Source organism: Streptomyces sp. NPDC058464 (assembly GCF_042721035.1).
In the GTDB taxonomy this organism is placed as follows: Bacteria; Actinomycetota; Actinomycetes; order Streptomycetales; family Streptomycetaceae; genus Streptomyces.
Genome location: NZ_JBHXMA010000048.1, coordinates 17,786 through 41,629, shown reverse-complemented (window position 1 = coordinate 41,629; position 23,844 = coordinate 17,786). Strand labels below are relative to the sequence as shown.

The window sequence follows — 23,844 nt, the reverse complement described above, 5'->3', positions numbered from 1 at the left end:
CACACCACCTCGGTTACTACTCCCACAGCGCGGTTACTCCCACGCCGCGGTTACTCACTCACCCTGGCGACGAGCACGCAGGCCTCGTCCTCGCGCTCGCTCTCGCCGAACTCCTCGACGACGGCCCTGACACAGTCCTGGGCGGTGTGCGCCGCCCCGAACCGGGGGGCCAGGCCGAGGAGTGCGTCCAGAGAGTCCGTTCCGCTGTGCCCGGGCACCACTCCGTCGGTGTGCAGCAGGAGCAGATCGCCTGGTTCCAGGGTCACTTCGGCCTGCCCGTAACCGGCTCCCGAGGTGACGCCGAGCAGCACGCCGGCCGGCGCGCTGAGCGCGCACCCCGTTCCGCCGCGGAACAGCAGCGGGGCGGGGTGTCCTGCCTGTGCCCAGGTCAGGGTGCGGGTGGCGGGCCGGTAGCGGCAGCACACGGCGCTGCCCAGCGCGGGTTGCACGGTGGCGTCGAGTAACTGGTTGAGCAGGGACATGAGTTGCCCGGGCCGGGTGCCGGCCATCGCCATCCCGCGTACGGCGCCCAGCAGCATCGTCATGCCCGAGGCGACGGCGACGCCGTGCCCGGTGAGGTCGCCGACGCTCAGCAGAGTGTCGCCGTCGGACAGCTCCAGCGCGTCGTACCAGTCGCCGCCCAGCAGGGTGGTGGCCCCGGACGGCAGGTGGTGGGCGGCGACTTCGAGCGTGCCCGGCCCCCGGCGCGGGAGCCGCAGCGCGCCGCGCCCCGAGGGCAGCACGGCCTCCTGGAGTTCGACGGCGAGCCGCTGTTCGGTCTCGGCCTGCCGGCGGTGGAGCTGCATCGTGTCCCGGGTCTCGCGCACCGTGCGCTGGTTGCGCCGCAGTTCGCTGACGTCCCGCAGCACGGCCCACATCGAGGCGGTGCTGCCGCCGCCGTCGAGCACGGGCTCGCCCATCATGTGGACGGTCCGGACGCTCCCGTCGGGTCGCAGGACACGGAACTCGCCGTCGATGGGCCGGGCGTCGACCAGGCAGTCGGTGACCATCGCGGTCAGCCGGGAACGGTCCTCGTCCAGTACCAGGGAGGGGAGTTCGTCGAGGGTGAGCGCGGGCGCGGCCGGGTCCAGGCCGAGGATCTGGAAGAGCTCGCCCGACCAACTGGCCTCGTCCGTCAGGAGGTTCCACTCCGCGCTGCCGACCCGGCTGAGCAGCGAGCCCGGAGGGGGCGAGGAGCGTCGGGCGGGCGGCGCCACCATCCCGGCCGGCAGGGGCGCCGGACCGTCCCGCAGCTGGGCCAGATGCTCGTCCAGGTCGTTGAGTTGATGGAGCGCCAGGTCGTACAGGGCGCGCTGCCAGCGCTCCTCGGGGTGCGAACCGGAGCTCTGGGTGTCCCGCCGCACCGCGTCCACGTCGCCCTTGAGCCGCCGCGTCTGCGATATCAACGCCTCGACCGAGCCGCGCCCGGGCGGCTGGGCGGCGGGGCGGTCCGCGGAGACATGGGACGGCATGACGCACTCCGATGCGGGGACTGTACGGCCAAGGCGGACGGTGGGACCGGTTACGACTGTTGCACAGCCTGCGACGCCCTGTAAGGGATTTGGCAACACACGATACGGTGGTGCTTCTGGCATATGCCAGAGTCTTCATGGGCTGGTCGACCCCCATGAAAGGCGTACGCGACCGGCTGGCGCAAGTCGTAGTCGGACTACGTGACTTGGCGGACTTCGCGGGGTCTCCGTGTCGCGCTCGGGCGGTTGTTCGACGCCTCTGTGTTCACAGTGTCGCGGTCTCGGCCAACCGCGGCAACTCTGTCCGGATTTCGCGTCATGCAAGGGGCCTTCTCGGAGTCCTACAGGCATGGACATCACTTTCGAGCAACCCGCCCGCGCCCGGCTGATCACGGCCGAGGACGAGGAGGTTCCGGTGCCCGCCACGCTCCGGTACACCTCCGGTGATCCCCTGGCCGTCTTCGTCGACTTCCCGGCCGAGGTCACCCTCGGCGGCGAGGAGGTCACCTGGACCTTCGCGCGCTCGCTCCTCGACCAGGGGCTCACCGCCCCGGCCGGACGCGGGGACGTCCACATCTGGCCCTGCGGCCCGGGCCGGACGGCCGTGGAGTTCCACTCGCCGCACGGCCTCGCCCTGCTCCAGTTCGACACCCAGGCGCTGTTCCGTTTCCTGCAGCGCACCCACGAGGTGGTGGCCCCGGGGCAGGAGGACCTCGAGGCGGTCGTGGAGCGGGGCCTGAGCACGCTGTTCGGAGGCGTGTGAGGCGCCTGAGGCGCTACCGACCCGTACTTTGACTTTTGTTCACTCCCGCCTCACCGATCCGGTCCGTACCCTGCCGACCGCCTCGTGCACCCTTGCGCGCGGTGTGCCGCCCGGGCGCACCGGTGACGAGGACGGGGCGAATGACACCGATCAGCCGAAGAGGCTTCGTGGGACTGGGCGCTTCCGTGGCGGCGGGCATGGCGGCGGGCGCCGCCGGCCCACGTGCCGCGGCCGCGGCCCGGAGCGCGGCGACCGGCACGATCTCGGACGTCAAGCACGTGGTGATCCTCATGCAGGAGAACCGCAGCTTCGACCACTACTTCGGACGCCTCAAGGGCGTCCGCGGCTTCGCGGACCGCAGCGGCATCACGCTCAGCGGCGGCTATCCGGTCTTCAACCAGCCGAACGGCTCCGGCCGCCAGTACCCGTGGAAGCTCAGTGCCACCCCCGACGCGGGCGGCAAGGACGGCGAGACGCTCGCCCAGTGCAACGGCGACCTCCCGCACTCCTGGTCCTCCCAGCACTCTGCGTGGAACAAGGGCCGCCTCGACAACTGGGTCGCGGGAGTCGGTAACGTCCGCTCCCTCGGTTACCTGGACCGCTCCGACATCCCCTTCCACTACGCGCTCGCCGACAACTACACGATCTGCGACGCCTACTTCTGCTCCACCCTCAGCGCCACCGGCCCCAACCGCACCTACCTGTGGAGCGGCAAGGTCGACCCGTCCAGCTACGACGGCGGCGACGAGTCCGGTCTGACCTGGCAGAACTACGCCGAGGCCCTGCAGAGCGCCGGAGTGACCTGGAAGGTCTACCAGAACGCCCAGGACAACTACGGTGACAACGGCTGCGCCTACTTCAAGAACTTCGCGAACGCCAAGGCGGGCAACCCCCTCCACGACCGGGGCATGTCCTCGGTCCCCGCGGTGACCGGCTCCACCCCCGACGACATCGCCGCCGCCATCAAGGCCGACGTGCTCGCGGGCACCCTCCCGCAGGTCTCCTGGGTGGTCGCCAACCAGGCGTTCTCCGAACACCCCTACGCCCCGCCCGGCGACGGCGCCCACTTCGTCAACCTGGTCTACCAGGCCCTCGCGGCCGACGCGGACGTCTTCGACTCGACCGTCCTGTTCCTCAACTACGACGAGAACGACGGCTGCTTCGACCACGTCCCGCCCCCGGCCCCGCCCGCCGGCACGGTGGGCGAGTTCCTGAACGGCGTGCCGTACGGCTTCGGCTTCCGGGTCCCGATGATCGTCATCTCGCCCTGGACCCGCGGCGGCTGGGTCTCCTCCGAGGTCTTCGAGCACACCTCGGTGCTGCGCTTCCTGGAGACCTGGACCGCGGCCCTCGGCAAGCCCGCGAACTGCCCGAACATCAGCGCCTGGCGGCGCTCGGTGAGCGGCGACCTGACCGGCGTCTTCGACTTCGCCAACCCGGTCCACGGCGCCGTCTCCCTGCCCGCGACCGGCGTCATCGGCTACTCCACCTGCGGGCCGCTGCCCAACCCGGTGCCCACCACCAACGCCCTGCCCACCCAGGAGTCCGGCACCCGCCCGGCCCGCGCGCTGCCCTACCAGCCGGGCGGGTACCTGGACCACCTGGAGTTCGGGACGGGCGGCATCATCCGCGCCTGGTTCACCATGACCAACCAGGGCACCCCGGCGACCCGGGCGGCCCACCTCGCCATCCACCCGAACGCCTACCGGGACACCACGCCCTGGCAGTACACGGTCGCCGCCGGGGGCACCGTCTCCGACTACTTCAACATCGGCACCGGATACGGCGCCGGCAAGTACGACCTGACCATGACCGGCCCCAACCGCTTCCTGCGCCGCTTCCAGGGCGACGCCACCCAGGCCGGCAAGTCCGCCGAGGTGAGCACCCGTTACGCCGTGGAACCCGGCACCGGCAAGCTCGCCGTCTGGTTCAAGATGGCCAACTCCGGCTCGTCGGCGGTGAAGTTCACCATCACCTCGAACAACTACCGTACCGACGGCCCCTGGACGTACACGGTCGCCGCCGGATCCTCCACCGAGGACTACTTCAACGCCGTCGCGTACCAGAACGGCTGGTACGACTTCACGATCACGGTGGACTCCGACGCGACCTGGTCGCGCCGGTTCACCGGCCACCTGGAGACGGGCGCCGCGAGCATCAGCGGCTGAGGTCCGCGTACAGGTCCGGGCGCGGGGCGAGGTCGACGGTCGTACGGCCGCCGCTCTCCAGCGCCCGGACCCCGGCCTCGGCGACCACGGAGGAGGCGTAGCCGTCCCAGGCGCTCGGTCCGGTGACCCGGCCCTGCCGGGTGGCGTCCACCCAGGCCTGCACCTCGCGGTCGTAGGCGTCGGCGAACCGCACCAGGTAGTCCTGGGCCACCTCCGCGCGGGCGCCGCCGGCCGAGGTGACCAGCATGGTGTGGTCCTCGCCGATCCGGGCGCTGCCCTGCTCGCAGACGGCCTCGCAGCGCACCTGGTAGCCGAAGCCGCAGTTGACGAAGACCTCGACGTCGACGAGGGCGCCCCCGTCGGTCTCGAAGAGCACCAGCTGCGGGTCGAGCAGCCCCTCGGGGGCGCCCGAGGAGGGCCGCGGCCGCAGCACGGTCACCGCGGTCAGCTCCTGGCCGAGCAGCCAGCGGGCCGCGTCGATCTCGTGCGACACCGAGCTGTCGATCAGCATGGCGCTGGTGAAGCCGGGGGGAGAGGACACATTGCGGTGGACGCAGTGCAGCATCAGCGGGCGGCCCAGACGGCCCCCGTCCAGCAGGGACTTCAGACGCCGGTACTCGGCGTCGTAGCGGCGCATGAACCCGATCTGCGCCAGCCTGCGCCCGAGCGCGGCCTCGGCCTCCACCACCCGCAGCGCGCCGGTGGAGTCCGGCACCATGGGCTTCTCGCACAGCACCGGGAGCCCGCGCTCGAAGGCCGCGAGCAGCGGTTCCTCGTGCGCCGGGCCGGGGGAGGCGATCAGTACGGCCTCCACACCCGGTGCGTCCAGGGCGGCCAGCGGGTCCGCGTGCACGGTGACGCGGTCCAGCCCGGCCGCCGCCTCCTTGGCACGGTCGAGGTCGGGGTCGGCGACCGCCGCCACCCTCGCACCGCTCACCACCTGGTCGAGTCGGCGTATGTGGTCGGCTCCCATGTGTCCGGCACCCAGTACCGCGACGCCCAGCGACTCAGCCACGCCCACACACTCCCTCTCGGCCGACGATCACGTTCCAGAGCCTACGTCGGCCGGTCGGGGGGCTCGTCAGTAGCGCAGCACGCCGGCGATGCCGCTCTCGTCGCCCAGGGTGCCGTCCGGCACGAAGCGGACGGCGGCGCCGGTCTCCAGGCACTGCTCGACGATCTCGTCCACGATGTCGTCGCGGGCGTCGAGGTCGCCGCTCGCGGCCGGGACCAGGTGGTCGCCGTCGTCGCGGACCGTGGTGCGGTAGTTCTCCTCGACGGCGAGCAGCCGCACGCGGCCCTCGCGGGCGTTCTGCCAGACCTCGTCGACGCCGGCCGCGAACGTCTTGTGACCGCGCGCCGACTCGAGTTCGCGGGTCACCGAAGCGGTGCTCCTGCGGGACTCCGCCTGCAGCAGCGGGGTGATCGCCTGCCACACGGCCTCCGGGCCGGCGTGCGTGAGTCCGCCGTGCTGCACGGAGGTGCTGTGCCTGGCCACGTTGCCGAGCTCGTCCCACAGGGAGAGGGCGGCCTGTTCCCCGGTGACGTAGAGCGGCCGCGGATCGTTGCGCAGCAGCGCGGCCATCGCGGTGTCCGCGTCCCGCAGGAAGTGCTTGGTGCCCTCGTCGCGGAAGGTGCTGGGCGTGTCGCCTATCTGCTCCTGGCGCTCGGCGTCGAAGTTCACCGTCGGGCGGGTCAGCGGGAAACCGCCGGACCGGCTCTCGGTGACCCGGTCGATCCCGCCGTTCCACAGCGTGATCCGGTCGGCCGAGATCGACAGCACCCAGAACGGGCGCTCGGCGGCGTGCGCCGAGACCAGGTTGCGGGTCAGGAAGGTGTCCGAGAGCACCACGCGCTCGGGCACGCTCCGGGCCAGCGACCACACCTGGTGCTCACCCGGCGCGGCGAAGATCACCAGGCCTTCCTCGCTGTAGGTCAGGTCGACCTCGGCGAGCGCCTGTTCGAGCTGCCTGACGACGTCGGAGCGGCGGTCCCGGGTGATCGCGGGATCGGATTCCAGCTGCTTCTTCGCCTCGGCCACGACATTGCGCAGCCGGACGGAGTCCTGGGTGTTGTCGGGCTCACGACGGTGTGTCGGCGTCAGCACCGAGACGGCCGGATAGGGGCGCGGGCGGCGCAGCTCGGCAAGGGTCGAAGGACTGAGTGCGTGCTCCATATCAGCACCATAGGACCGATTCGCCATTGCGGCATTTGGGGTAATTCATCGACGCCTTCGGGTCCGGGGCGAGCCGTGACCGGGTTGAGGCCCGCGGGCCGGTGACGGAGGGCGGGGCGGCCGGTTACCGTACCCGGCAGTAACCGGATCACGCCCCAGGAGGCCCCCATGCCGCAGCTCGAAGTCGACGGAGCGGCGCTGACGTACGACGACGAGGGCCCCCGTGACGGCGGTGCCGCACCGCTGGTGTTCATCCACGGCTGGACCGCGAACCGGCACCGCTGGGACCATCAGATGGCGCACTTCGCCGGGCAGCGCCGGGTGATCCGGCTCGACCTGCGCGGCCACGGCGAGAGCACCGGGGCCGGGGTGAAGACCATTGCCGAACTGGCCCAGGACGTCACCGCCCTCCTCGACCACCTGGAGGTGGACCGCTTCGTCCCCGTCGGTCACTCCATGGGCGGCATGATCTCCCAGACCCTAGCGCTGACCCACCCCGAGCGGGTCGAGCGGATGGTCCTGGTCGACTCCATCGGCCGGATGGCGTACAGCCGCGGCCGCGGGCTGCTGATGGCGGCCTCGACCCTGGTGCCGTTCAAGCTGTTCGTCGCCGCCAACATCCAGCGGGCCTTCGCCCCCGGCTACCCGCGCGAGCAGATCCGGGAGTACGTCCGCGCGTCCGCGGACACCCCACGCGAGGTCGTCATGACGCTGTACGGCGCCATGCGGGCCTTCGACGTCCTGGACCGGGTCGGCGAGATCGCCGCGCCCACCCTGATGGTGCACGGCTACCACGACATCCAGCTGCCGGTGGGGCAGATGCTGCGGATGGCCAAGGCCTACCCGGACGCGGAGGTCCGGATCATCGACGCGGGCCACGAGCTCCCGGTGGAGCGGCCGGCCGAGCTGACGGCGACGCTGGACCGCTTCCTGACCCCGGCCGCATAGCGCGAGCCCCCGACAGCGCCAGGTGACCGGCGCCCGGCGAAAGCCGCGGCGCCGACCCGTTTGGGGAACTTTTTGCGCTTGGCCGGTTCCGGGCCGAGGGAGCCCGAAGCGAGGCGGGTTCGCGGCCCCCGCGCGGGCAAAGCGCGTCCGAAATCGAGGGTGGGGTACTCCGTTCGTGTTACGTCCAGGTTGACCGGCGGGGATCCCGGGCGCACGCTCGGCATATAGGTGCTGAATACAAGTGGTTCGCTCGGGCAATCGCCTCTGCCGCGAAACCGCAGGTGGCGCGCATGGCCCGGCTGACCGACAGCAGGAGGTAGCACATGTGTGGCATCACCGGCTGGGTCTCCTTCGACCGTGACCTCACCACCGAGACGCGCGCATTGGATGCAATGACGGAGACCATGGCCTGCCGCGGTCCCGACGACCGGGGCACCTGGAGCGAGGGTCCCGCCGCCCTGGGCCACCGCCGGCTCGCGATCATCGACCTGCCCGGCGGCCGTCAGCCGATGACCGTCCGCACCCCGGACGGCACCGTCGCGATGGTCTACTCCGGGGAGGCCTACAACTTCACCGAGCTGCGCCGCGAACTCACCGCCCGGGGCCACGAGTTCACCACCGACTCGGACACCGAGGTCGTGCTCCGCGGCTATGTGGAGTGGGGCGACACCGTCGCCGAGCGGCTCAACGGCATGTACGCCTTCGCCGTCTGGGACGGCCGCCACGACAAGCTCGTGATGATCCGCGACCGCATGGGCATCAAGCCCTTCTACCTGTACCCGACCCTGGACGGCGTCCTGTTCGGCTCCGAGCCCAAGGCGATCCTGGCCAACCCGCTGGTCCGCCCCCGGGTCGGCCTGGACGGGCTGCGCGAGCTCTTCACCATGGTCAAGACCCCCGGGCACGCCGTCTGGGAGGGCATGCGCGAGGTGGAGCCCGGCACCGTCGTCACCGTAGACCGCGACGGCCTGCGCACCCGGGCCTACTGGCGCCTGGAGACCCGCCCGCACCCCGACGACCGCGACACCACCGTCGCCACCGTCCGTGAACTCCTCGACGACATCGTGCGCCGCCAGCTGGTCGCCGACGTGCCCCGCTGCACCCTGCTCTCCGGCGGCCTGGACTCGTCCGCCATGACCGCCCTCGCCGCCCGGCAGCTCGCCGTGCACGGCGAGAAGGTCCGCAGCTTCGCCGTCGACTTCGTCGGCCGGACCGACAACTTCGTCGCCGACGAGCTCCGCGGAACCCCCGACACGCCCTTCGTGCACGACGTGGCCCGGCTCGCCCGCACCGACCACCAGGACATCGTCCTCGACGTCGCGAGCCTCGCCGACCCCGCGGTCCGCGAACGGGTGATCCGGGCTCGCGACCTGCCGGCCGGGTTCGGCGACATGGACACCTCGCTCCTGCTGCTGTTCCGCGCCGTCCGCGACCAGTCCACCGTCGCCCTGTCCGGGGAGTCCGCCGACGAGGTGTTCGGCGGCTACCTGCAGTTCTTCGACGAGGGAGCCCGCACCGCGGACACCTTCCCCTGGCTCTTCCAGTTCGCCCGGCACTTCGGCGACGACGCCGACGTGCTGCGCCCGGACCTCGCCAAGGCCCTCGACCTGGAGCACTATGTCGCCGACGCCTACCACTCCGCCGTCACCGGCATCCAGCGCCTCGACGGCGAGAGCGACTTCGAGTACCGCATGCGCCGCATGAGCTACCTGCACCTCACCCGGTTCGTCCGCGCCCTGCTCGACCGCAAGGACCGGATGAGCATGGCCGTCGGCCTGGAGGTCCGGGTGCCGTTCTGCGACCACCGGCTCGTCGAGTACGTCTACAACGCGCCCTGGGCCCTCAAGTCCTTCGACGGCCGAGAGAAGACCCTGCTGCGCGAGGCCACCCGGGACGTCCTCCCGCAGTCCGTGTACGACAGGGTCAAGAGCCCCTACCCGTCCACCCAGGACCCGGAGTACGGCCGCGCCCTCCAGGACCAGGTCAAGGACCTGCTGGCCCGGCCCGACCACCGGGTCTTCGACCTCGTCGACCGGGAGAGGGCGGACCGGGCGGCCCGCCGCACCGAACTCGGCACCCAGGCCGACCGGCGCGGCCTGGAACGCACCCTCGACCTGGCCCAGTGGCTCGACCTCTACGACCCGGAACTCACCCTCGGCTGAGCCTCAGCCCGACGAGCCGGTGACGGCGCTGCCGTCACCGTCCGCCGGGCAGGAGCTGCCGTCGGCCGGCAGCGTGCCGTACAGCAGGAAGTCGTCGACCTTGCCGCGCACACACCTGGACGACGTGTACCCGGTGTGGCCGTCGCCCCTGTTGTCCAGCACCACCGCCGACGGACCGAGCCGTTTCGCCGTCTGGACCGTCCAGCTGTAGGGCGTCGCCGGGTCACCCCGCGTGCCCACGAGGAGCATCCGCGCGGAGGCCACGTCCTTCACCTCGTCGCGGATGAAGTCCGTACCGCGCGGCCGGCCGTAGCAGAGCATCACCTGCGTCAGCCGGAACCGGCCGAACACCGGGGACGCCTGCTCGTACTCCTTGCGCAGCCGGGCGATGTCCGCGGTGAGCCGCTCGGCGCTCGGCCGGTCCGGGTCGTCGGCGCAGTTGATCGCCATCAGCGCGGCCGACAGGTTGTCCACGGGGATGTCCGATCTGTTCACCAGCCCGCCGTTGGGCCCCCGCCCGACCGGCAGCGCGGAGCCGCCGGACGCGAAGTTCTGCACCCCCCGGGTGTCCCCGTCGTCGACCAGTGAGGACAGCGCCCGCGCCAGCTTCGACCACAGCTCCCTGCCGTACAGCCCCTGCCCGATGGCCTCCACCAGGTCCTGACCGGTGAACGGGCCGCCGAAGTCGGAGGGCACCGGGTCCTCGTCGAGGGAGCGCACCAGCTTCAGGACCGCCTCGCCGGCCTTGCGCCGGTCCCGCCCGAACGGACACCCCAAATCGGTGACGCACCAGTCCAGGAAGTCGTCCAGCGCCGTCTGCTGCCCCCGGGCACCGGCCACGCCCTGCTCGGCCAGCGACTCGGTCAGCGTGTCCACACCGTCCAGCACCATCCGGCCCACCTTGTCCGGGAACTGCGCCGCGTACACCGCGGCCAGTTTGGTGCCGTAGGAGAAGCCCAGGTAGTTCAGCTTCCGGTCGCCGAGCGCCTGGCGGATGACGTCCAGGTCCCGGGAGGCGTTCACGGTGCCTATGTGGGACAGCACGGGCCCGGAGTTCCTGGTGCAGCGCACCGTCAGCTGCTGCAGCGCCTTCATCAGGGCCTGCGGATGCGCGACGTCGGGGGGCTCGCCGGCGTTGGCGCCGTCCGAGAACTGCTCCGGGCCGTCGCCGCAGCTCACGGGGGAGGAGCGGCCGACCCCGCGCGGGTCGAAGCCGACCACGTCATAGCCGTTGGTCAGGCTCATGAACTCCTTGCCGTCCTGTCCGAGCTGGCTGACACCCGAACCGCCGGGACCGCCGAAGTTCAGCAGCACCGAGCCCCGGGACCCACCGGTCGCCCGGTAGCGGGACAGCGCCAGGTCGAGGGTGCCGTCGGCCGGGCGCGCGTAGTCGAGGGGGACGGTGACCTTGGCGCACTGCATGTCCTTGGGCAGCTCGCCGTCCTCGCACGCCGTCCATCTGACCTTCTGCCGGTAGAAACGGGTCAGGTCCGGCTGCTTCCCGCCCGCCGTCGCCGTCGCCGTCGCCTCGGTCGCGGGCAGCCCGGCGCCCAGCAGGGCCAGCGCTACGGCACCGGCGCCGGCGCAGCGCCGCAGGACGGGCCGGGTACGGGGCACGGCAGGCATCGAGGGCCTCCAGAGACGCTCCGTGGCGGACCGGATACAGGGCTTTCGCCCACCATAAGCGGACTCCGTGTATCCCGCCCGCCGGTGAGCGGGCGGGCCGGGGGCGCCGCATTCTCCGTGTGATCATCCCGTTTCCGTGCCCTTGCATACTTTTACTGATGTTTCGAGTGTGGTGTCACTCGATGGGGTGAAAGGTCAATAAGCCATAACTCACATGGTTCGTATGCGTTTTAACCGTTGCGGGCGAGCGCCCGCAATCATGTCTGGAAGGCAGGGAACCTATGAAACGGGTTACCCGAAACGGTGTGATCGCCGTCGCTGCCGCCTCCGGTGCGATGGCCGTGGCGGTCCCGGCCTGGGCCGACGCGGGCGCGGACGGAATCGCGGCCGGTTCGCCCGGGGTGATCTCCGGCAATGGTGTCCAGTTGCCGGTGCACGTCCCGGTGAGCGTCTGCGGGAACACCGTGAACGTGGTGGGGCTCTTGAACCCGGCGGCCGGCAACACCTGCGTGAACGCGGGCGGCGGCGCCGGTCACGGCGCTCCCGGCGGCTCGGCGACGTCGGGTGGCGCGGCGACGTCCGGTGGCGCGTCCGCGCAGGGCGCCGAGAAGGACTCGCCCGGGGTGATCTCCGGCAATGGTGTCCAGTTGCCGGTGGACGTCCCGGTGAACGTGTGCGGGAACACCGTGAACGTGGTGGGGCTCTTGAACCCGGCGGCCGGCAACACCTGCGTGAACACCTCCGGCGACCACCCGAGCCCGCCGAAGCCCCCCACCCCGGAGCCGCCCAAGGCTCAGCCGCCGGCCCCCGAGCCGCCTGCTCCCGAGCCGCCGGCCCCTACGCCGCCGAAGACCCACACCGGTCCCAAGGTGCACCACCCCGCCGAGCCGCCGGCCGAGGCCACCCTCGCCCACACCGGCACGGACCTCACCGGCGCCGCCGTGGCGGGCAGCGCGGCGCTGCTGCTCGCCGGTACCGCCCTGCACCGGCGCTTCCGCCCGGGCCGGACGCGCTGACCGGCCGACGTGATACCAAGGCGGGTTGACGCGCCGCGCTTCGGCAGGCCCCACCGGACCCGACCGGTGGGGCCTGCGCCATGCACCCGCCCGCCGCCAGCCGCACCGAACGGCCGCCCACTCCGTTCGGCGAGCGTGCGGCCGTCGTCGGGCACGGCAACGGCTTGATCCCGTCGTGGCGCGGTCTCCGGTGATCGGGAAGGATGCTGCGGGCGCGCGGCGCCGGTCGCCGCGCGGTCGGACACCCGCTACGGAATGGAGCGCATCGATGACCTCTCCGGCCCCCCAGGACCTCGTCGTCACCCGGGCCACCCCCGACGACTGGCCGGTGATCGTAGGCTGGGCGGCGGACGAGGGCTGGAATCCCGGGTTGTCCGACACCACCGCCTTCTTCGCGCAGGACCCCGACGGGTTCTTCGTCGGCCGCATCGACGGTGAACCGGTGTCGGCCATCTCCGTCGTCAACTACGGGGCCGACTACGCCTTCCTGGGCTGGTATCTGGTCCGCCCCGACCTGCGCGGCCAGGGCCACGGCCTCACGACCTGGAAGACCGCGCTCGCCCACGCCGGCAACCGCACGGTCGGCCTGGACGGCGTGGTGGCCCAGCAGGACAACTACCGCCAGTCCGGCTTCGAACTCGCCCACCGCACCGCCCGGTTCGTGGGCGAGGCCCACGCCGCCGAGACCCCCGTCGGCGTCCGGCCCGCCGGCGCCGCCGACCTGGCCGCCGTCACGGCGTACGACAGCGCCTGCTGCCCGGCCGACCGGCCGCGCTTCGTGGCCGCGTGGCTGACCGGACCCGGTCACAAGGCGTTCGTCCGCCACGACGGCGACCGCCTCACCGGCTACGGTGTGCTCCGCCCCGGCCGCGACACCCTGCGCATCGGCCCGCTCTTCGCCGACACCGCCGAGGACGCCCGTGCCCTGTTCACCGCCCTCACCGCCGAGGCGGCGGGCAGCCAGGTCGCCATCGACGTACCGGAGACCAGCACGGCCGGTGTCGCCCTCGCCGAGGCGGCCGGCCTCACCCCCTCGTTCGAGACCGCCCGCATGTACACGGGCCCGGTCCGCGACCACGCCCGCGAGCGGGTCTTCGGCATCACGACGCTCGAACTGGGCTGACCGCCACCCCGGGCGAACGGCTGCCACCCGGAAATGGCGTTGCGGCCGTCGCGTCCCGATGGTGGAGTGCGCGGATGGATCGTCGAACCGTACTCGCCCTGTACGACCGTGACATGCGCGAAGGCGCCCGGCCCGACGGGCCCGGCGCCCGGATCGAGCGCGTGGGCGCGGTGGTGCGCCAGGTGGCGGACGCCGAGGGGTGGAACGGCGTCCTCTGGTCGGACCTGGACGAGGCGACCGCGGATCGCGCCATCGCCGAGCAGGTCGACTTCTTCGCGGCCCACGGGCGGGAGTTCGAGTGGAAGGTCTACGGCCACGACCGGCCGTCGGACCTCGGCGACCGGCTGACCGCGGCCGGGTTCACGCCGGAGCCGGAGGAGACGCTGATGATCGGGGAGGTCGCCCGGCTGAGCCTCGACGCCGGACTGCCGGACGGCGTACGGGTGGTGCCCGCGACGGACCGGGCGGGCATCGAGCTCATGGTGGACGTGCACGAGAAGGCCTTCGGCACCGACGGTTCGCTGCTCCGGCACCGGCTGCTGGCGCGGCTCGCCGAGCAGCCGGACAGCATGGTCGCGATGATCGCGCTCGCCGGGGACGAGCCGGTCAGCGCCGCCCGGGTGGAACTGGTACCGGGGGCGCGGTTCGCCGGACTGTGGGGCGGCGGCACGGTGGAGGGGTGGCGCGGGCGTGGCGTGTACCGTGCGCTGGTCGCCCACCGGGCCCGTGTCGCCGCCTCGCACGGTTGCCGGTACCTCCAGGTGGACGCACTGCCCACGAGCCGGCCCATCCTCGAGCGGCTGGGCTTCGAGGCCCTGAGCACGACCACGCCGTACCTCTCTCCGAAGTAGGCGGCCGGGCGGCGTGCCCGGGCGGCGGGACCGCACCACTCGGTGCGTGCCCGCCGCGCGTGCGGCGCGCTCCGGTCACCGGCGTGCCTTGGAGCGGTCCAGCGCCGCGATGCCGAACGCCGCCAGTGCGATCTGGATGAACCACTCGATCCAGTCGGGTCCCTTGGTGTCGGCCACGCCGAAGCCCGCCGCGATCGCCGAACCCAGCAGGGCCGCCACGATGCCCACGACGACGGTCCACAGGACACCGACGTGCTGGCGGCCGGGGACGACCAGGCGCCCCAGCACACCGATGATGAGTCCGATGACGATGGCGCTGATGATGCCCGAGATCTCCATGTCCGCCCCTCTTCGTCTGTACCCCGCTGCTGTCCAATCTGCCCGCTCAGTGCGGAGGCAGTCCCGTCCGGTTGTTACAGCGGTTTTCTGTTCACCGACCCGACATGCCATGTACCTTTCAAAGGGTCGACGCGTGTAGAAATCTCAAGCAGGTTCTACGCGCGCAGAGTTGGCGCCCGCACCGCCTCTACCCCACCCCTCATGGAGGTTCGCCGGATGCTTGGATCCAGCAGATCCCGCCACAGAATCACCACCGCCCTGGCCGGGTTCGGACTGCTCGTCACGGGAGCCGCCCTCCAGGTCGGCACAGCGGCCGCCCCCGCTCACGCGGCCACCACCTACCGGGTCCTGTTCGACGACGGCCACGCCGAGGAGGCCGGCAACGCGGACTGGATCATCTCCACCAGCAAGCCCGACCCGCTCTCCCAGGACTCCTCCCCGTCCTCGGAGACCGACTGGACCGGCGCGCTGTCCTCGTGGGGCGTCGCCCTCCAGAAGACCGGCAGCTACAGCATGAAGACCGCGACGAGCGCGCTCACCTACGGCGGTTCGTCGACGACCGACCTGTCGAACTTCGACGCCCTGGTCCTCCCCGAGCCCAACACGCTGTTCACGACCGCCGAGAAGACCGCGATCATGAACTTCGTGAACAACGGCGGCGGTCTCTTCATGATCTCCGACCACACCGGGGCCGACCGCAACAGCGACGGTGAGGACGCCGTCGAGATCCTCAACGACCTGATGACCAACAACAGTGTCGACTCGACCGACCCGTTCGGCTTCTCGATCGACTCGCTGGACATCAGCTCCGGCTACCCGGCCGCCATCAGCGACAGCAGCAACGTGGTGCTGAACGGCTCCTTCGGCACGGTCACCAAGAGCCTGATCGCCGACGGCACCACCGCCACCCTCAAGCCCTCGGACAACTCCAACGTCAAGGGCCTGGTGTACCGCAGCGGTTACTCCGGCAACACCGGCGCCTTCTTCGCCACCAGCACCTTCGGCAGCGGGCGGGTCGCGTTCTGGGGCGACAGCTCCCCGATCGACGACGGCACCGGCCAGTCCGGCAACACGCTGTACGACGGCTGGAACGACACCGGCGCCACCAACGCCGCCCTCGCCCTCAACGCCACCGCCTGGCTCACCGGCGCGAGCAGCGGCAGCGGAGGCGGCGGCGGAGGGGGCGGCGGTGGCACCTGCACCTCCGCCCAGCTCCTCGGCAACCCCGGCTTCGAGTCCGGCAACACCACCTGGACCGCCAGCAGCGGGGTCATCACCAACTCCAGCAGCGAGGCGGCCCGCACCGGCTCCTACAAGGCCTGGCTCGACGGCTACGGGTCCGCCCACACCGACACGCTGTCCCAGTCGGTGACCATTCCGTCCGGCTGCTCCGCGACGCTCAGCTTCTATCTGCACATAGACACCGCGGAGACCACCACCAGCACCGCCTACGACAAGCTGACGGTCACCGCCGGATCCACCACCTTGGCCACGTACTCCAACCTCAACGCGGCCTCCGGATACGTCCTCAAGAGCTTCGACGTCTCCTCCCTGGCCGGCACCACGGCCACCATCAAGTTCTCCGGTGTCGAGGGTTCGACCCTCCAGACGTCCTTCGTCGTCGACGACACCGCGCTCAACGTGAGCTGAGCGGGACGGACGGTTCCGGCGGGCCCGCCGGAACCGTCCGCTCCACCGCGTTCCAGCCGGAGACCCGCACCTGAGGTGGCGACCCGTGCAGGTCGGCGGTCCGGTAGGTGGCCGTCAGGGTCGCCGACTCGCCCGGCCACAGGCTGACCTCGTTGTCCGACCACCGGACCGGCAACACCGGCCTGCCGTTGGCGTCGACCAGATGGACGTCCGTCAGCAGGGACGGGGTCTTCCCGGTGCCCGTGTTGCGGACGCTGACCGTGGTGGTCGACGTGCCGTCGGCCTCCGTCGTCGAAGCCGTCGCCGTGACCGGGACCTGGGCCATCGAGGACAGTCCGGTCAGGTCGGCGTAGCCCGTCGTCGGCGTGTGCCACCAGTCCGTCTTCGCCCAGTCGAGGGTGTCGGCCTTGGTGGAGAGCCAGTAGACGTTGCGGCTCACCTCCTTGCCGTCGGCGTCGGTCAGGACCAGCCGCGCCAGGTAGGTGGAGGCCAGCCCGCTCACCGACGCCGGCAGCGTCAGCGCGGTGCTGTGCGCGCCGTCGCCCTGGACCGAGACACCGGTGACGGTCCTGTCGTACTTCTCGCTGCCGTCGGGGTTGAAGAGGGTGGCCCGCGCGGTGAGCCCGGAGACCGGCGTGTGCCGGTTGTTCACCACGGCCACCGAGCGGTCGTCGTAGGAGTACTGGACGTGCAGCGGCTCGTTGGCCTTCTTCGCGCCGAAGTAGGCGCCGCCCTGGTCGAGGTAACGGTCCATCAGCTGCCAGTGCAGGGACGTCCAGCCGCTGTTGAACATCCAGTAGACGACGCCGGTCGAGGGCTTCGAGGCGTCGGTCTGGTTGCGCTCGTACGCCTCGTACTGGGCGCGGACGTTCTCGTACTGGGCGAGCTGCGCCTTCCTGACGTAGTCGGCGAGGCTCTTCGGGGCGCCGTAGCGGCCGGTGAGGGCGGCGTCGTAGACCTTCAGGGTGCCGAAGGTCGCGGACGGCGAGCGGTGGTACTGCTTGGCGTCCGGGTTCTTCCAGAGGGTGTCGAGTTCGGCCGGGGTCATCATCCGGCGCAGGGTGTCGAGGGTGGGGATGTCCGGGCCGGCGCTGGTCTCCGAGTTGAAGCCGGTGGCGCCGCCCTCGCGCTTGGCGTACCAGTAGCCCGGCGGGATCCAGTCGTAGGGGCCGGTCATCTTCATGCCCGAACTGCCCAGCTGGGGCGCGGACTTGTCCGAGGCGGCGGGGACCACCGGGACGGCCCAGTCGGCGGCGGCCAGGGCGTCCAGATAGTTCTTCTCGATCGTCGCGTCGGGCGCGGCGTCGCTGCCGATCAGGAAGGAGACCACGCTCGGGTGGTCACGCAGCCGCGCGGCCTCGGCGGCCATAGAGGCCTGGGCGACCTGGTAGTCGGCGGCGGTCCACTTCTCGCCGCTCTCGCCGGGGTTGGTCTGCCCCTCCCACTTGTCGCAGCACTCCCAGCCGGGCAGGGTCAGGACACCGAGGCGGTCGGCGAGGTCGAAGAACTCGTCGGGCTCGATGTGGCCTTCAAGGCGGATGGCGTTGAGGCCCAGGTCCACGGCGTACTTGAGGCGGTCCTCGGCGTAGGCGCGGTCCCAGCGCAGGAACTCGTCCGGTGACCAGCCGCCGCCCTTGATCAGCAGCCGGCGGCCGTTGATCGAGTACTGGCGGGCGCCGTCGGAGTTCAGCGGGGCCCGGACGTCCCGGATGCCGAAGGTCTCGTGGGCGGTGTCCGATGCCGTGCCGCCGACGGACGCGGTGAGGTCGAGGTCGTTCAGCGGCTGGCCGCCCATCCCCGCGGGCCACCACACCTTCGGGGAGGTCAGGTGCAGCCCCGGGGTGTCGGCGGGGGTGAAGGTGACGCTCTTGGTCTGGTGGGCCGCGAGCTCGACCGACCTGGTGAGGGTCACCCCGGCGACGGTGCCGGAGACCTCGGCGGTGACCGGCGCGTCCGAGTCGTTGCGGGCCTGTGCCTTCACGGTCAGGTCGGCCGTCGCGAGGGACGGCACCGCGAGCTTCGTCACCACGTGCGCGTCACGCAGCGCGACCGGGCCGCCGCGCCGGACCAGGACGTCACGGACGATGCCCATGTTCTGGTCGGGCGGGGGCTGGAGCCAGTCGAGCCAGCCCATGGTGAGGTTCTTGTTCGGGTCGTTGGGCTGGATCCGGAAGGCGACCGTGTTCGTGCCGGCCTTCACGAGCGAGGTGACGTCCAGCTCGTGACGGGTGTAGGCGCCGGTGACGTCGGCGGTGGTCGCGACCTGACGGCCGTTCACGTACACGTCGGCCGCCGAGATCACCCCGCTGAAGTCCAGGTAGGTGCGGTGCGAGGGGTCCGTGACCGTGAAGTCGCTGCGGTACCACCAGGGGACCTGGAAGGGCGACTTGGGGATCTTCTGGAGGTTGGTGGAGACGAACGGGTCGTCGTGGACGCCGTCGGCGAGCAGCGCGGCGAGGACCGTGGAGCGGGGTCCCGCCGGATACCAGCCCTGCGTGGGGTAGCCGGGGGAGGAGACCGCCGCCGCGGAGTCGCCCACGTCGGCCGTCGACCGGATCGCGTAGCCCGACAGCGGGGTCGCGGACCCGGCGGCGGACGGCACACGGGTGATCGGGGCGGGCCCGTGCGCCGGGTCGCGGGCCCCGGCCCAGGCGCTGGTGTTGAGTGAGCAGAGCAGTCCCAGGGCCACGGCGGCCGGGGCGAGACGGTGTCCGGGGGCACGGCGAGGGAACACGATGGTCTCCAGGCTCGTAAAGTTAGGAAACTTTACTAACCCGGCTCAAGCTAGGTTGCCGCAGAGGCCGTGTCAATCACCGTGGGGCCCGCGCGAGTTGCTGCCGTCGTTCTCAGGACGCGCTCGACCTGCGCTCGAACACCAGGTCACGGGCGGTGCCCAGGGCCGTGGCCACCGCGCCGAGCAGCACCGCGTCCTCGCCGAGCCGACTGGGTGCCAGCTTCGGGCGCAGCGGGGTGAGGGTGCGCAGATGCTCCCGCACGGGGCGCAGCAGCAGGTCGACGCTGTGGCCGACACCGCCGCCGAGCACCACCAGGTCGGGGTCGAGCACGGCGGTCGCTGCGGCCACGGTGTGTGCGATCCGCTCGCCTTCGAGCCGTACTGCCTCCACCGCGGCCGGGTCGCCCTGGCGGGCCGCGTCGAACACGGACTTCGCCGTCAGCTGCCCGCTCATCCCCAGCCGCCGCGCCGTCTCGACCACGGCCACCCCCGACACCGCGTCCTCAAGGCGTTCGGGCCCCTGTTGCCGCCCCGGCCAGGGCAGGAAGCCGATCTCCCCGGCCAGCCCGTGCGCCCCGGTGAACAGCCGTCCCTCGCTGACGACCCCCATCCCGAGGCCGGTGCCGATCATGATGTACGCGAACAGCCGGCTGCCCGCCCCGACGCCGTACGTGTACTCGCCGAGGGCCGCGAGGTTGGCGTCGTTGTGCACCTCGAGCGGGACGCCCAGTTCCTCGCGCATCCGGTCGAAGAGGCCCGCGCGCCCCCAGCCCGGCAGATGCATCGCGTACCGCACCCGGCGCTGGCGCTCGTCGTAGACGCCCGGCGTGCCCACCACCCCGTGCACCACCTCGGCCGGGTCCACCTCCGAGTTGGCGACGACCTGCCGGGCGGTCGTGACCACGAGGTCGGCCATCGCGGCCGACCCCCGGGCCCGGTTGCGGACATCGGAGCGGGCCACCAGGGTGCCGTCGAGATCGGCGACCGCCACCCGCAGCCAGCTCCGGCCGACGTCCACGCCGAGCGCGTACCCGGCCGCCGGGTCGGGGGCGTACAGCACGGCCGTACGGCCGCGCTCCGGGGCGTGGGTGCCGACCTCGTGGACCAGGCCCGCCGACTCCAGTGCGGCCAGGGCGCTGGACACGGTCGGCTTCGACAGCCCTGTCTCGCGGGCGAGTTGGGCGCGTGAGGCCGAACCGAGGGTGCGCAGCCGGTCCAGCAGCAGCCGCTCGTTGGTGCTGCGCAGGCGCTGGCGGCTCCAGGGCTGCTCCTGCTGCTCTTCGACGTCGCTGGCGGCCATCACACCATTCTCACCGATTCCCGACGCATACTTGACGCATCTAGTAAGGCTCCTTAACTTTATCGGCCATCCCGCCGAGTCGGCCCCCGCCCGTCGTACGAGCCCTCGCCCGCTTCCCCGTGTCTCGCCCAGGAGCCCCCATGTCTGCAGGTCCCGGTAGTCCCGTCGTCTCGGGCAGTGCCCCGCCGACCGGCGGTTTCGTCCGCCGCGTCGGTCTGTTCCAGGCCACCGCCATCAACATGAGCCAGATGTGCGGCATCGGTCCGTTCGTGACCATCCCGCTGATGGTCGCCGCGTTCGGCGGCCCGCAGGCCGTCATCGGCTTCGTCGCGGGCGCGGTGCTCGCGCTCTGCGACGGTCTCGTCTGGGCCGAACTCGGCGCCGCGATGCCCGGCTCCGGCGGCAGTTACGTCTATCTGCGCCAGGCCTTCCAGTACCGCACCGGACGCCTGATGCCGTTCCTCTTCGTGTGGACGGCGATGCTCTTCATCCCGCTGATCATGTCCACGGGTGTGGTCGGCTTCGTCCAGTACCTGGGCTACCTCGCCCCGGGCCTCGGCCAGACCTCCGGCGACCTGATCGGGCTCGGCGTCATCGCCCTGGTGATCCTGCTGCTCTGGCGCGGCATCGAGCACATCGCCAGGATCACCGCCGTCATGTGGACGGTGATGATCGCCTCGGTGCTGCTGGTGATCGTCGCCGCGGCGAGCGACTTCAGCCCGCACCTGGCCTTCACCTACCCGGCCCACGCCTTCGACCTGACCAGCGACCACTTCTGGCTCGGCTTCGCCGCGGGCCTGACCATCGGCATCTACGACTACCTCGGCTACAACACGACCGCCTACATGGGCGCCGAGATCAAGGACCCCGGCCGCGTCCTGCCGCGCTCGATCCTCTTCTCGATCCTCGGCATCATGGCGATCTACCTGTTGCTCCAGATCGGCACGCTCGGCGTCATCGACTGGCACCGCATGACGAACCCGGACGACATCGCGTCGACCTCCGTGGCCTCGGCGGTCCTCGAGAAGACCTGGGGCAGGGGCGCCGCCGACACGGTGACCGTGCTGATCCTGATCACGGCCTTCGCCTCGGTCTTCACCGGCCTGCTCGGCGGCTCCCGGGTGCCCTACGACGCCGCCCGGGAGCGTGTCTTCTTCCGCCCCTACGAGAAGCTGCACCCCAAGCACCGCTTCCCGATGCTCGGTCTCGCGACCATGGGCGTGATCACCGCGATCGGCTTCCTGATCGGCCGCCACACCGACCTGGCGACCCTGATCCAGCTGCTCACCACCGTGATGGTGATCGTCCAGGCGCTGGCCCAGATCGTGGCGCTCACGGTGCTGCGCCGCCGGCAGCCGGCCCTGAAACGGCCGTACCGCATGTGGCTCTACCCGCTGCCGAGCATCGTGGCCTTCGCCGGCTGGTGCGTGATCTACGGCTACGCCGACCGGAATTCCCCGGGCCGCCACCCCATCGAGTGGTCCCTGGCCTGGCTCGCCCTCGGCTGCGTGGCGTTCCTGGTCTGGTCCCGGCTGGAGAAGGTGTGGCCGTTCGGGGCGAAGGAGATCAGCGAGGAGTACCTGACGCCCGACGAGGCGGTCGTGGTGTAGTCTCCCCGGCACACGTGAGCCTCACCCGGCGGCCAACTTCCGTCGGGTGAGGCTTTTTTCATGACCGAACACACCGAGGCGGACGTCGTCGTCCGTCCTGCCGTCCCCGGGGACCGACCCGTCGTCGAGCGTCTGTGGCTGATGTTCCGCCACGACCTGTCCGAGTTCCGCGAGCTCCTGCCGAGGCCCGACGGCTCGTTCCGCGACGAACGCGTCGAGGACGCCTTCTCCTCGCCCGACCGGGCGCCCTGCCTCTTCGTGCGGGGCGAGCATCCGGTCGGCTTCGCGTTCGTCCGGGCGCTGGGCGATCGCGTTCCAGTACGAGAACCCGGGCGCCGTCGCCTTCTGGCGGCGGGCCGCGGCCGAGGCCGCCGGCGACGCGTGGACGCAGGAGCCGCGCACGGTGCCGGGCCGGCCGGAGCTGCCGCCGGACGTGTGGATCTCGTTCGACCTGAAGGGCCGAGCGTGCACTGCCGGCGTCCGGCATTGACATGCAGGCAGATACCTGCATAACGTTGAGTGTGCGATCAGAGGGCGACAGCGGGATGGACCAGGTCTTCAGGGCGCTCGCGGACGACACCCGCAGGCGGCTCCTCGACCGGCTGCACGAGCAGAACGGCCAGACGCTCGGCGAGCTGTGCGAACGCATCGCGATGACCCGGCAGTCGGTGACCCAGCACCTGGCCGTCCTGGAGGCCGCCAACCTGATCAGCACCGTGCGGCGGGGGCGGGAGAAGCTGCACTACCTCAACCCGGTGCCGCTCCACGAGATCCAGGAGCGGTGGATCGACAAGTTCGAGCGCCCGCGCCTGCGCGCGCTCGGCGACCTGAAGCGACGAGCCGAGGAAGTCATGAGCGACCAGCCCAGCTATGTGTACGTCACCTATATCGCCAGCACCCCCGAGAAGGTCTGGGACGCCCTCACCGACGCCGACCTGACCGCCGTCTACTGGGGCCACTCCAACGTCTCCGACTGGCGGCCCGGATCCCGCTGGGAACACCGGCGCACCGACGGCTCCGGGATCGCCGACGTGGTCGGCACCGTCGTCGAGAGCGAGCGTCCGACCCGTCTGGTCGCCACCTGGGCCGCGCCCGAGCACGAGGGGGAGCCGGACCGGCACTCCCGGGTCACCTTCGACATCCGGCCGCACGCCGACATCGTCAAGCTGACCGTCACCCATGAGGACCTGGGCGACGAGGGCGAGCTGCGCGACGTCTCCTTCGGCTGGCCGGCCGTGCTGTCCAACCTGAAGTCCCTCATCGAGACCGGCAGCCCGCTCCCGCAGGAGCCCTGGCTGGTCCCCGGCCACTGAGCGGACCTGCGGCGGGGCCGGTCCGCCGTCATCGGACCGGCCCCGCATCCTCCCTTCAAGGGGGTGCCCGGTGTGCCTAGGTCATAGGCGTCCGCTTGGCCGCCGAAGCGGCGCACACCAGCCCGAGGCAGAGGGCCAGCGCGCCGATGATGACGTTGTTGATGATGACGCCCTTGTCCGGGCTGCTGCCGACCACCCAGGGGGCGATGATCATCCAGATGCCGATGGCGCACATGGCCCAGCTCAGGCCGTACATGCGCTCCGGTGCCCTGGTGAAGCCCAGTGCCAGCAGGCCTATCGCTATGCCCATGATCAGGTTGTGGGCCACGAGTGCGGGCTGGCTCGCCGTGTAGTGGAGGATCCACGGGGACGCCGCGCAGTACAGACCGAGCAGGAACACCGGTCCGTCCACGAGCGCCACATCACGGCCGCCGAGCATGCGGGCGTAGCGCTCCCGCATCTCGGAGACATCGGGGTGGCTGGTTATGTCACTTCTGCCGTGCGAGACGTTGGCCATGACTCGTCTCCTTTGACTTGCAGGCCTGACCGCGTCTGGAGCGTGCGGTATACGCCGCTAGATAACATTCTGCTCT

The 23,844-nt window shown here is 71.2% G+C and carries 18 protein-coding genes and 1 pseudogene; 11 read left to right on the top strand and 8 right to left on the bottom strand.

Annotated features, from left to right (window positions below; translation table 11 throughout):
* Positions 1-50: 50 nt before the first annotated feature.
* The gene (locus ACFWPQ_RS42780) at positions 51-1,472 is read right to left on the bottom strand and encodes a PP2C family protein-serine/threonine phosphatase (protein ID WP_384047828.1); all 1,422 of its coding nucleotides are present in this window, start codon (positions 1,470-1,472) and stop codon (positions 51-53) included.
* 349 nt (positions 1,473-1,821) lie between these two features.
* Here ACFWPQ_RS42780 and ACFWPQ_RS42775 point away from each other — a divergent pair, with 349 nt between their 5' ends.
* Together ACFWPQ_RS42775 and ACFWPQ_RS42770 are read left to right on the top strand one after the other, a co-directional pair.
* Positions 1,822-2,235, top strand: a complete 414-nt coding sequence (locus ACFWPQ_RS42775) for an SsgA family sporulation/cell division regulator (RefSeq protein ID WP_384047825.1) — start codon at positions 1,822-1,824, stop codon at positions 2,233-2,235.
* 140 nt (positions 2,236-2,375) lie between these two features.
* A complete protein-coding gene (locus ACFWPQ_RS42770) occupies positions 2,376-4,403 on the top strand; it encodes a phosphocholine-specific phospholipase C (RefSeq protein ID WP_384047822.1) in 2,028 nt (675 codons plus the stop codon).
* Here ACFWPQ_RS42770 and ACFWPQ_RS42765 read toward each other — a convergent pair.
* Positions 4,393-5,418: a Gfo/Idh/MocA family protein gene (locus ACFWPQ_RS42765; protein ID WP_384047819.1), complete on the bottom strand. Its 1,026-nt coding sequence runs from the start codon at positions 5,416-5,418 to the stop codon at positions 4,393-4,395. The genes ACFWPQ_RS42770 and ACFWPQ_RS42765 overlap by 11 nt on opposite strands.
* A gap of 66 nt (positions 5,419-5,484) precedes the next feature.
* Positions 5,485-6,579 (bottom strand): chemotaxis protein, encoded by a 1,095-nt coding sequence (locus ACFWPQ_RS42760; RefSeq protein ID WP_384047817.1) that lies wholly within the window; start codon positions 6,577-6,579, stop codon positions 5,485-5,487.
* Positions 6,580-6,747: 168 nt separating this feature from the next.
* On the opposite strand from ACFWPQ_RS42760, the gene ACFWPQ_RS42755 reads away from it, so the two are divergent.
* Together ACFWPQ_RS42755 and asnB are read left to right on the top strand one after the other, a co-directional pair.
* The gene (locus ACFWPQ_RS42755) at positions 6,748-7,527 is read left to right on the top strand and encodes an alpha/beta fold hydrolase (protein WP_384047814.1); all 780 of its coding nucleotides are present in this window, start codon (positions 6,748-6,750) and stop codon (positions 7,525-7,527) included.
* Positions 7,528-7,850: 323 nt separating this feature from the next.
* The gene (gene asnB, locus ACFWPQ_RS42750) at positions 7,851-9,689 is read left to right on the top strand and encodes an asparagine synthase (glutamine-hydrolyzing) (protein ID WP_384047811.1); all 1,839 of its coding nucleotides are present in this window, start codon (positions 7,851-7,853) and stop codon (positions 9,687-9,689) included.
* A 3-nt stretch (positions 9,690-9,692) separates the two neighbouring features.
* Here asnB and ACFWPQ_RS42745 read toward each other — a convergent pair whose 3' ends face one another.
* On the bottom strand, positions 9,693-11,315 hold the full coding sequence (locus ACFWPQ_RS42745) for an alpha/beta hydrolase (protein ID WP_384047809.1): 1,623 nt from the start codon (positions 11,313-11,315) through the stop codon (positions 9,693-9,695).
* Positions 11,316-11,596: 281 nt separating this feature from the next.
* On the opposite strand from ACFWPQ_RS42745, the gene ACFWPQ_RS42740 reads away from it, so the two are divergent.
* The 3 genes from ACFWPQ_RS42740 (at position 11,597) to ACFWPQ_RS42730 (ending at position 14,305) form a co-directional block, all read left to right on the top strand.
* Positions 11,597-12,331, top strand: coding sequence for a chaplin (locus tag ACFWPQ_RS42740; RefSeq protein WP_384047806.1), 735 nt, complete (start codon positions 11,597-11,599; stop codon positions 12,329-12,331).
* 268 nt (positions 12,332-12,599) lie between these two features.
* The gene (locus tag ACFWPQ_RS42735) at positions 12,600-13,454 is read left to right on the top strand and encodes a GNAT family N-acetyltransferase (protein ID WP_384047803.1); all 855 of its coding nucleotides are present in this window, start codon (positions 12,600-12,602) and stop codon (positions 13,452-13,454) included.
* Between the two features lie 74 nt (positions 13,455-13,528).
* A complete protein-coding gene (locus ACFWPQ_RS42730; RefSeq protein ID WP_384047801.1) occupies positions 13,529-14,305 on the top strand; it encodes a GNAT family N-acetyltransferase in 777 nt (258 codons plus the stop codon).
* Between the two features lie 75 nt (positions 14,306-14,380).
* Here ACFWPQ_RS42730 and ACFWPQ_RS42725 read toward each other — a convergent pair whose 3' ends face one another.
* Positions 14,381-14,644: a GlsB/YeaQ/YmgE family stress response membrane protein gene (locus tag ACFWPQ_RS42725; RefSeq protein WP_361302322.1), complete on the bottom strand. Its 264-nt coding sequence runs from the start codon at positions 14,642-14,644 to the stop codon at positions 14,381-14,383.
* Positions 14,645-14,860: 216 nt separating this feature from the next.
* Between ACFWPQ_RS42725 and ACFWPQ_RS42720 the strand changes: the two genes are divergently transcribed.
* Positions 14,861-16,294 (top strand): hydrolase, encoded by a 1,434-nt coding sequence (locus ACFWPQ_RS42720; protein WP_384047798.1) that lies wholly within the window; start codon positions 14,861-14,863, stop codon positions 16,292-16,294.
* Here the strand turns inward: ACFWPQ_RS42720 and ACFWPQ_RS42715 are convergent.
* Together ACFWPQ_RS42715 and ACFWPQ_RS42710 are read right to left on the bottom strand one after the other, a co-directional pair.
* Entirely contained in the window at positions 16,281-19,028 is a 2,748-nt protein-coding gene (locus ACFWPQ_RS42715) for an exo-beta-D-glucosaminidase (RefSeq protein ID WP_384047795.1), read from the bottom strand. The two genes, ACFWPQ_RS42720 and ACFWPQ_RS42715, sit on opposite strands and share 14 nt — an antisense overlap.
* A gap of 112 nt (positions 19,029-19,140) precedes the next feature.
* Complete coding sequence (locus tag ACFWPQ_RS42710) at positions 19,141-20,328, bottom strand: ROK family protein (protein WP_384047792.1); 1,188 nt, start codon at positions 20,326-20,328, stop codon at positions 19,141-19,143.
* A gap of 140 nt (positions 20,329-20,468) precedes the next feature.
* On the opposite strand from ACFWPQ_RS42710, the gene ACFWPQ_RS42705 reads away from it, so the two are divergent.
* From ACFWPQ_RS42705 to ACFWPQ_RS42695, 3 genes and pseudogenes are all read left to right on the top strand, one after another.
* A complete protein-coding gene (locus ACFWPQ_RS42705) occupies positions 20,469-21,938 on the top strand; it encodes an APC family permease (protein WP_384047789.1) in 1,470 nt (489 codons plus the stop codon).
* Positions 21,939-21,998: 60 nt separating this feature from the next.
* A pseudogene (locus tag ACFWPQ_RS42700) lies at positions 21,999-22,428 on the top strand (GNAT family N-acetyltransferase).
* 55 nt (positions 22,429-22,483) lie between these two features.
* Positions 22,484-23,251 (top strand): ArsR/SmtB family transcription factor, encoded by a 768-nt coding sequence (locus ACFWPQ_RS42695; protein ID WP_384047918.1) that lies wholly within the window; start codon positions 22,484-22,486, stop codon positions 23,249-23,251.
* A 76-nt stretch (positions 23,252-23,327) separates the two neighbouring features.
* Here ACFWPQ_RS42695 and ACFWPQ_RS42690 read toward each other — a convergent pair whose 3' ends face one another.
* Entirely contained in the window at positions 23,328-23,768 is a 441-nt protein-coding gene (locus ACFWPQ_RS42690; RefSeq protein ID WP_361302343.1) for an SPW repeat protein, read from the bottom strand.
* Between the last annotated feature and the right edge of the window lie 76 nt (positions 23,769-23,844).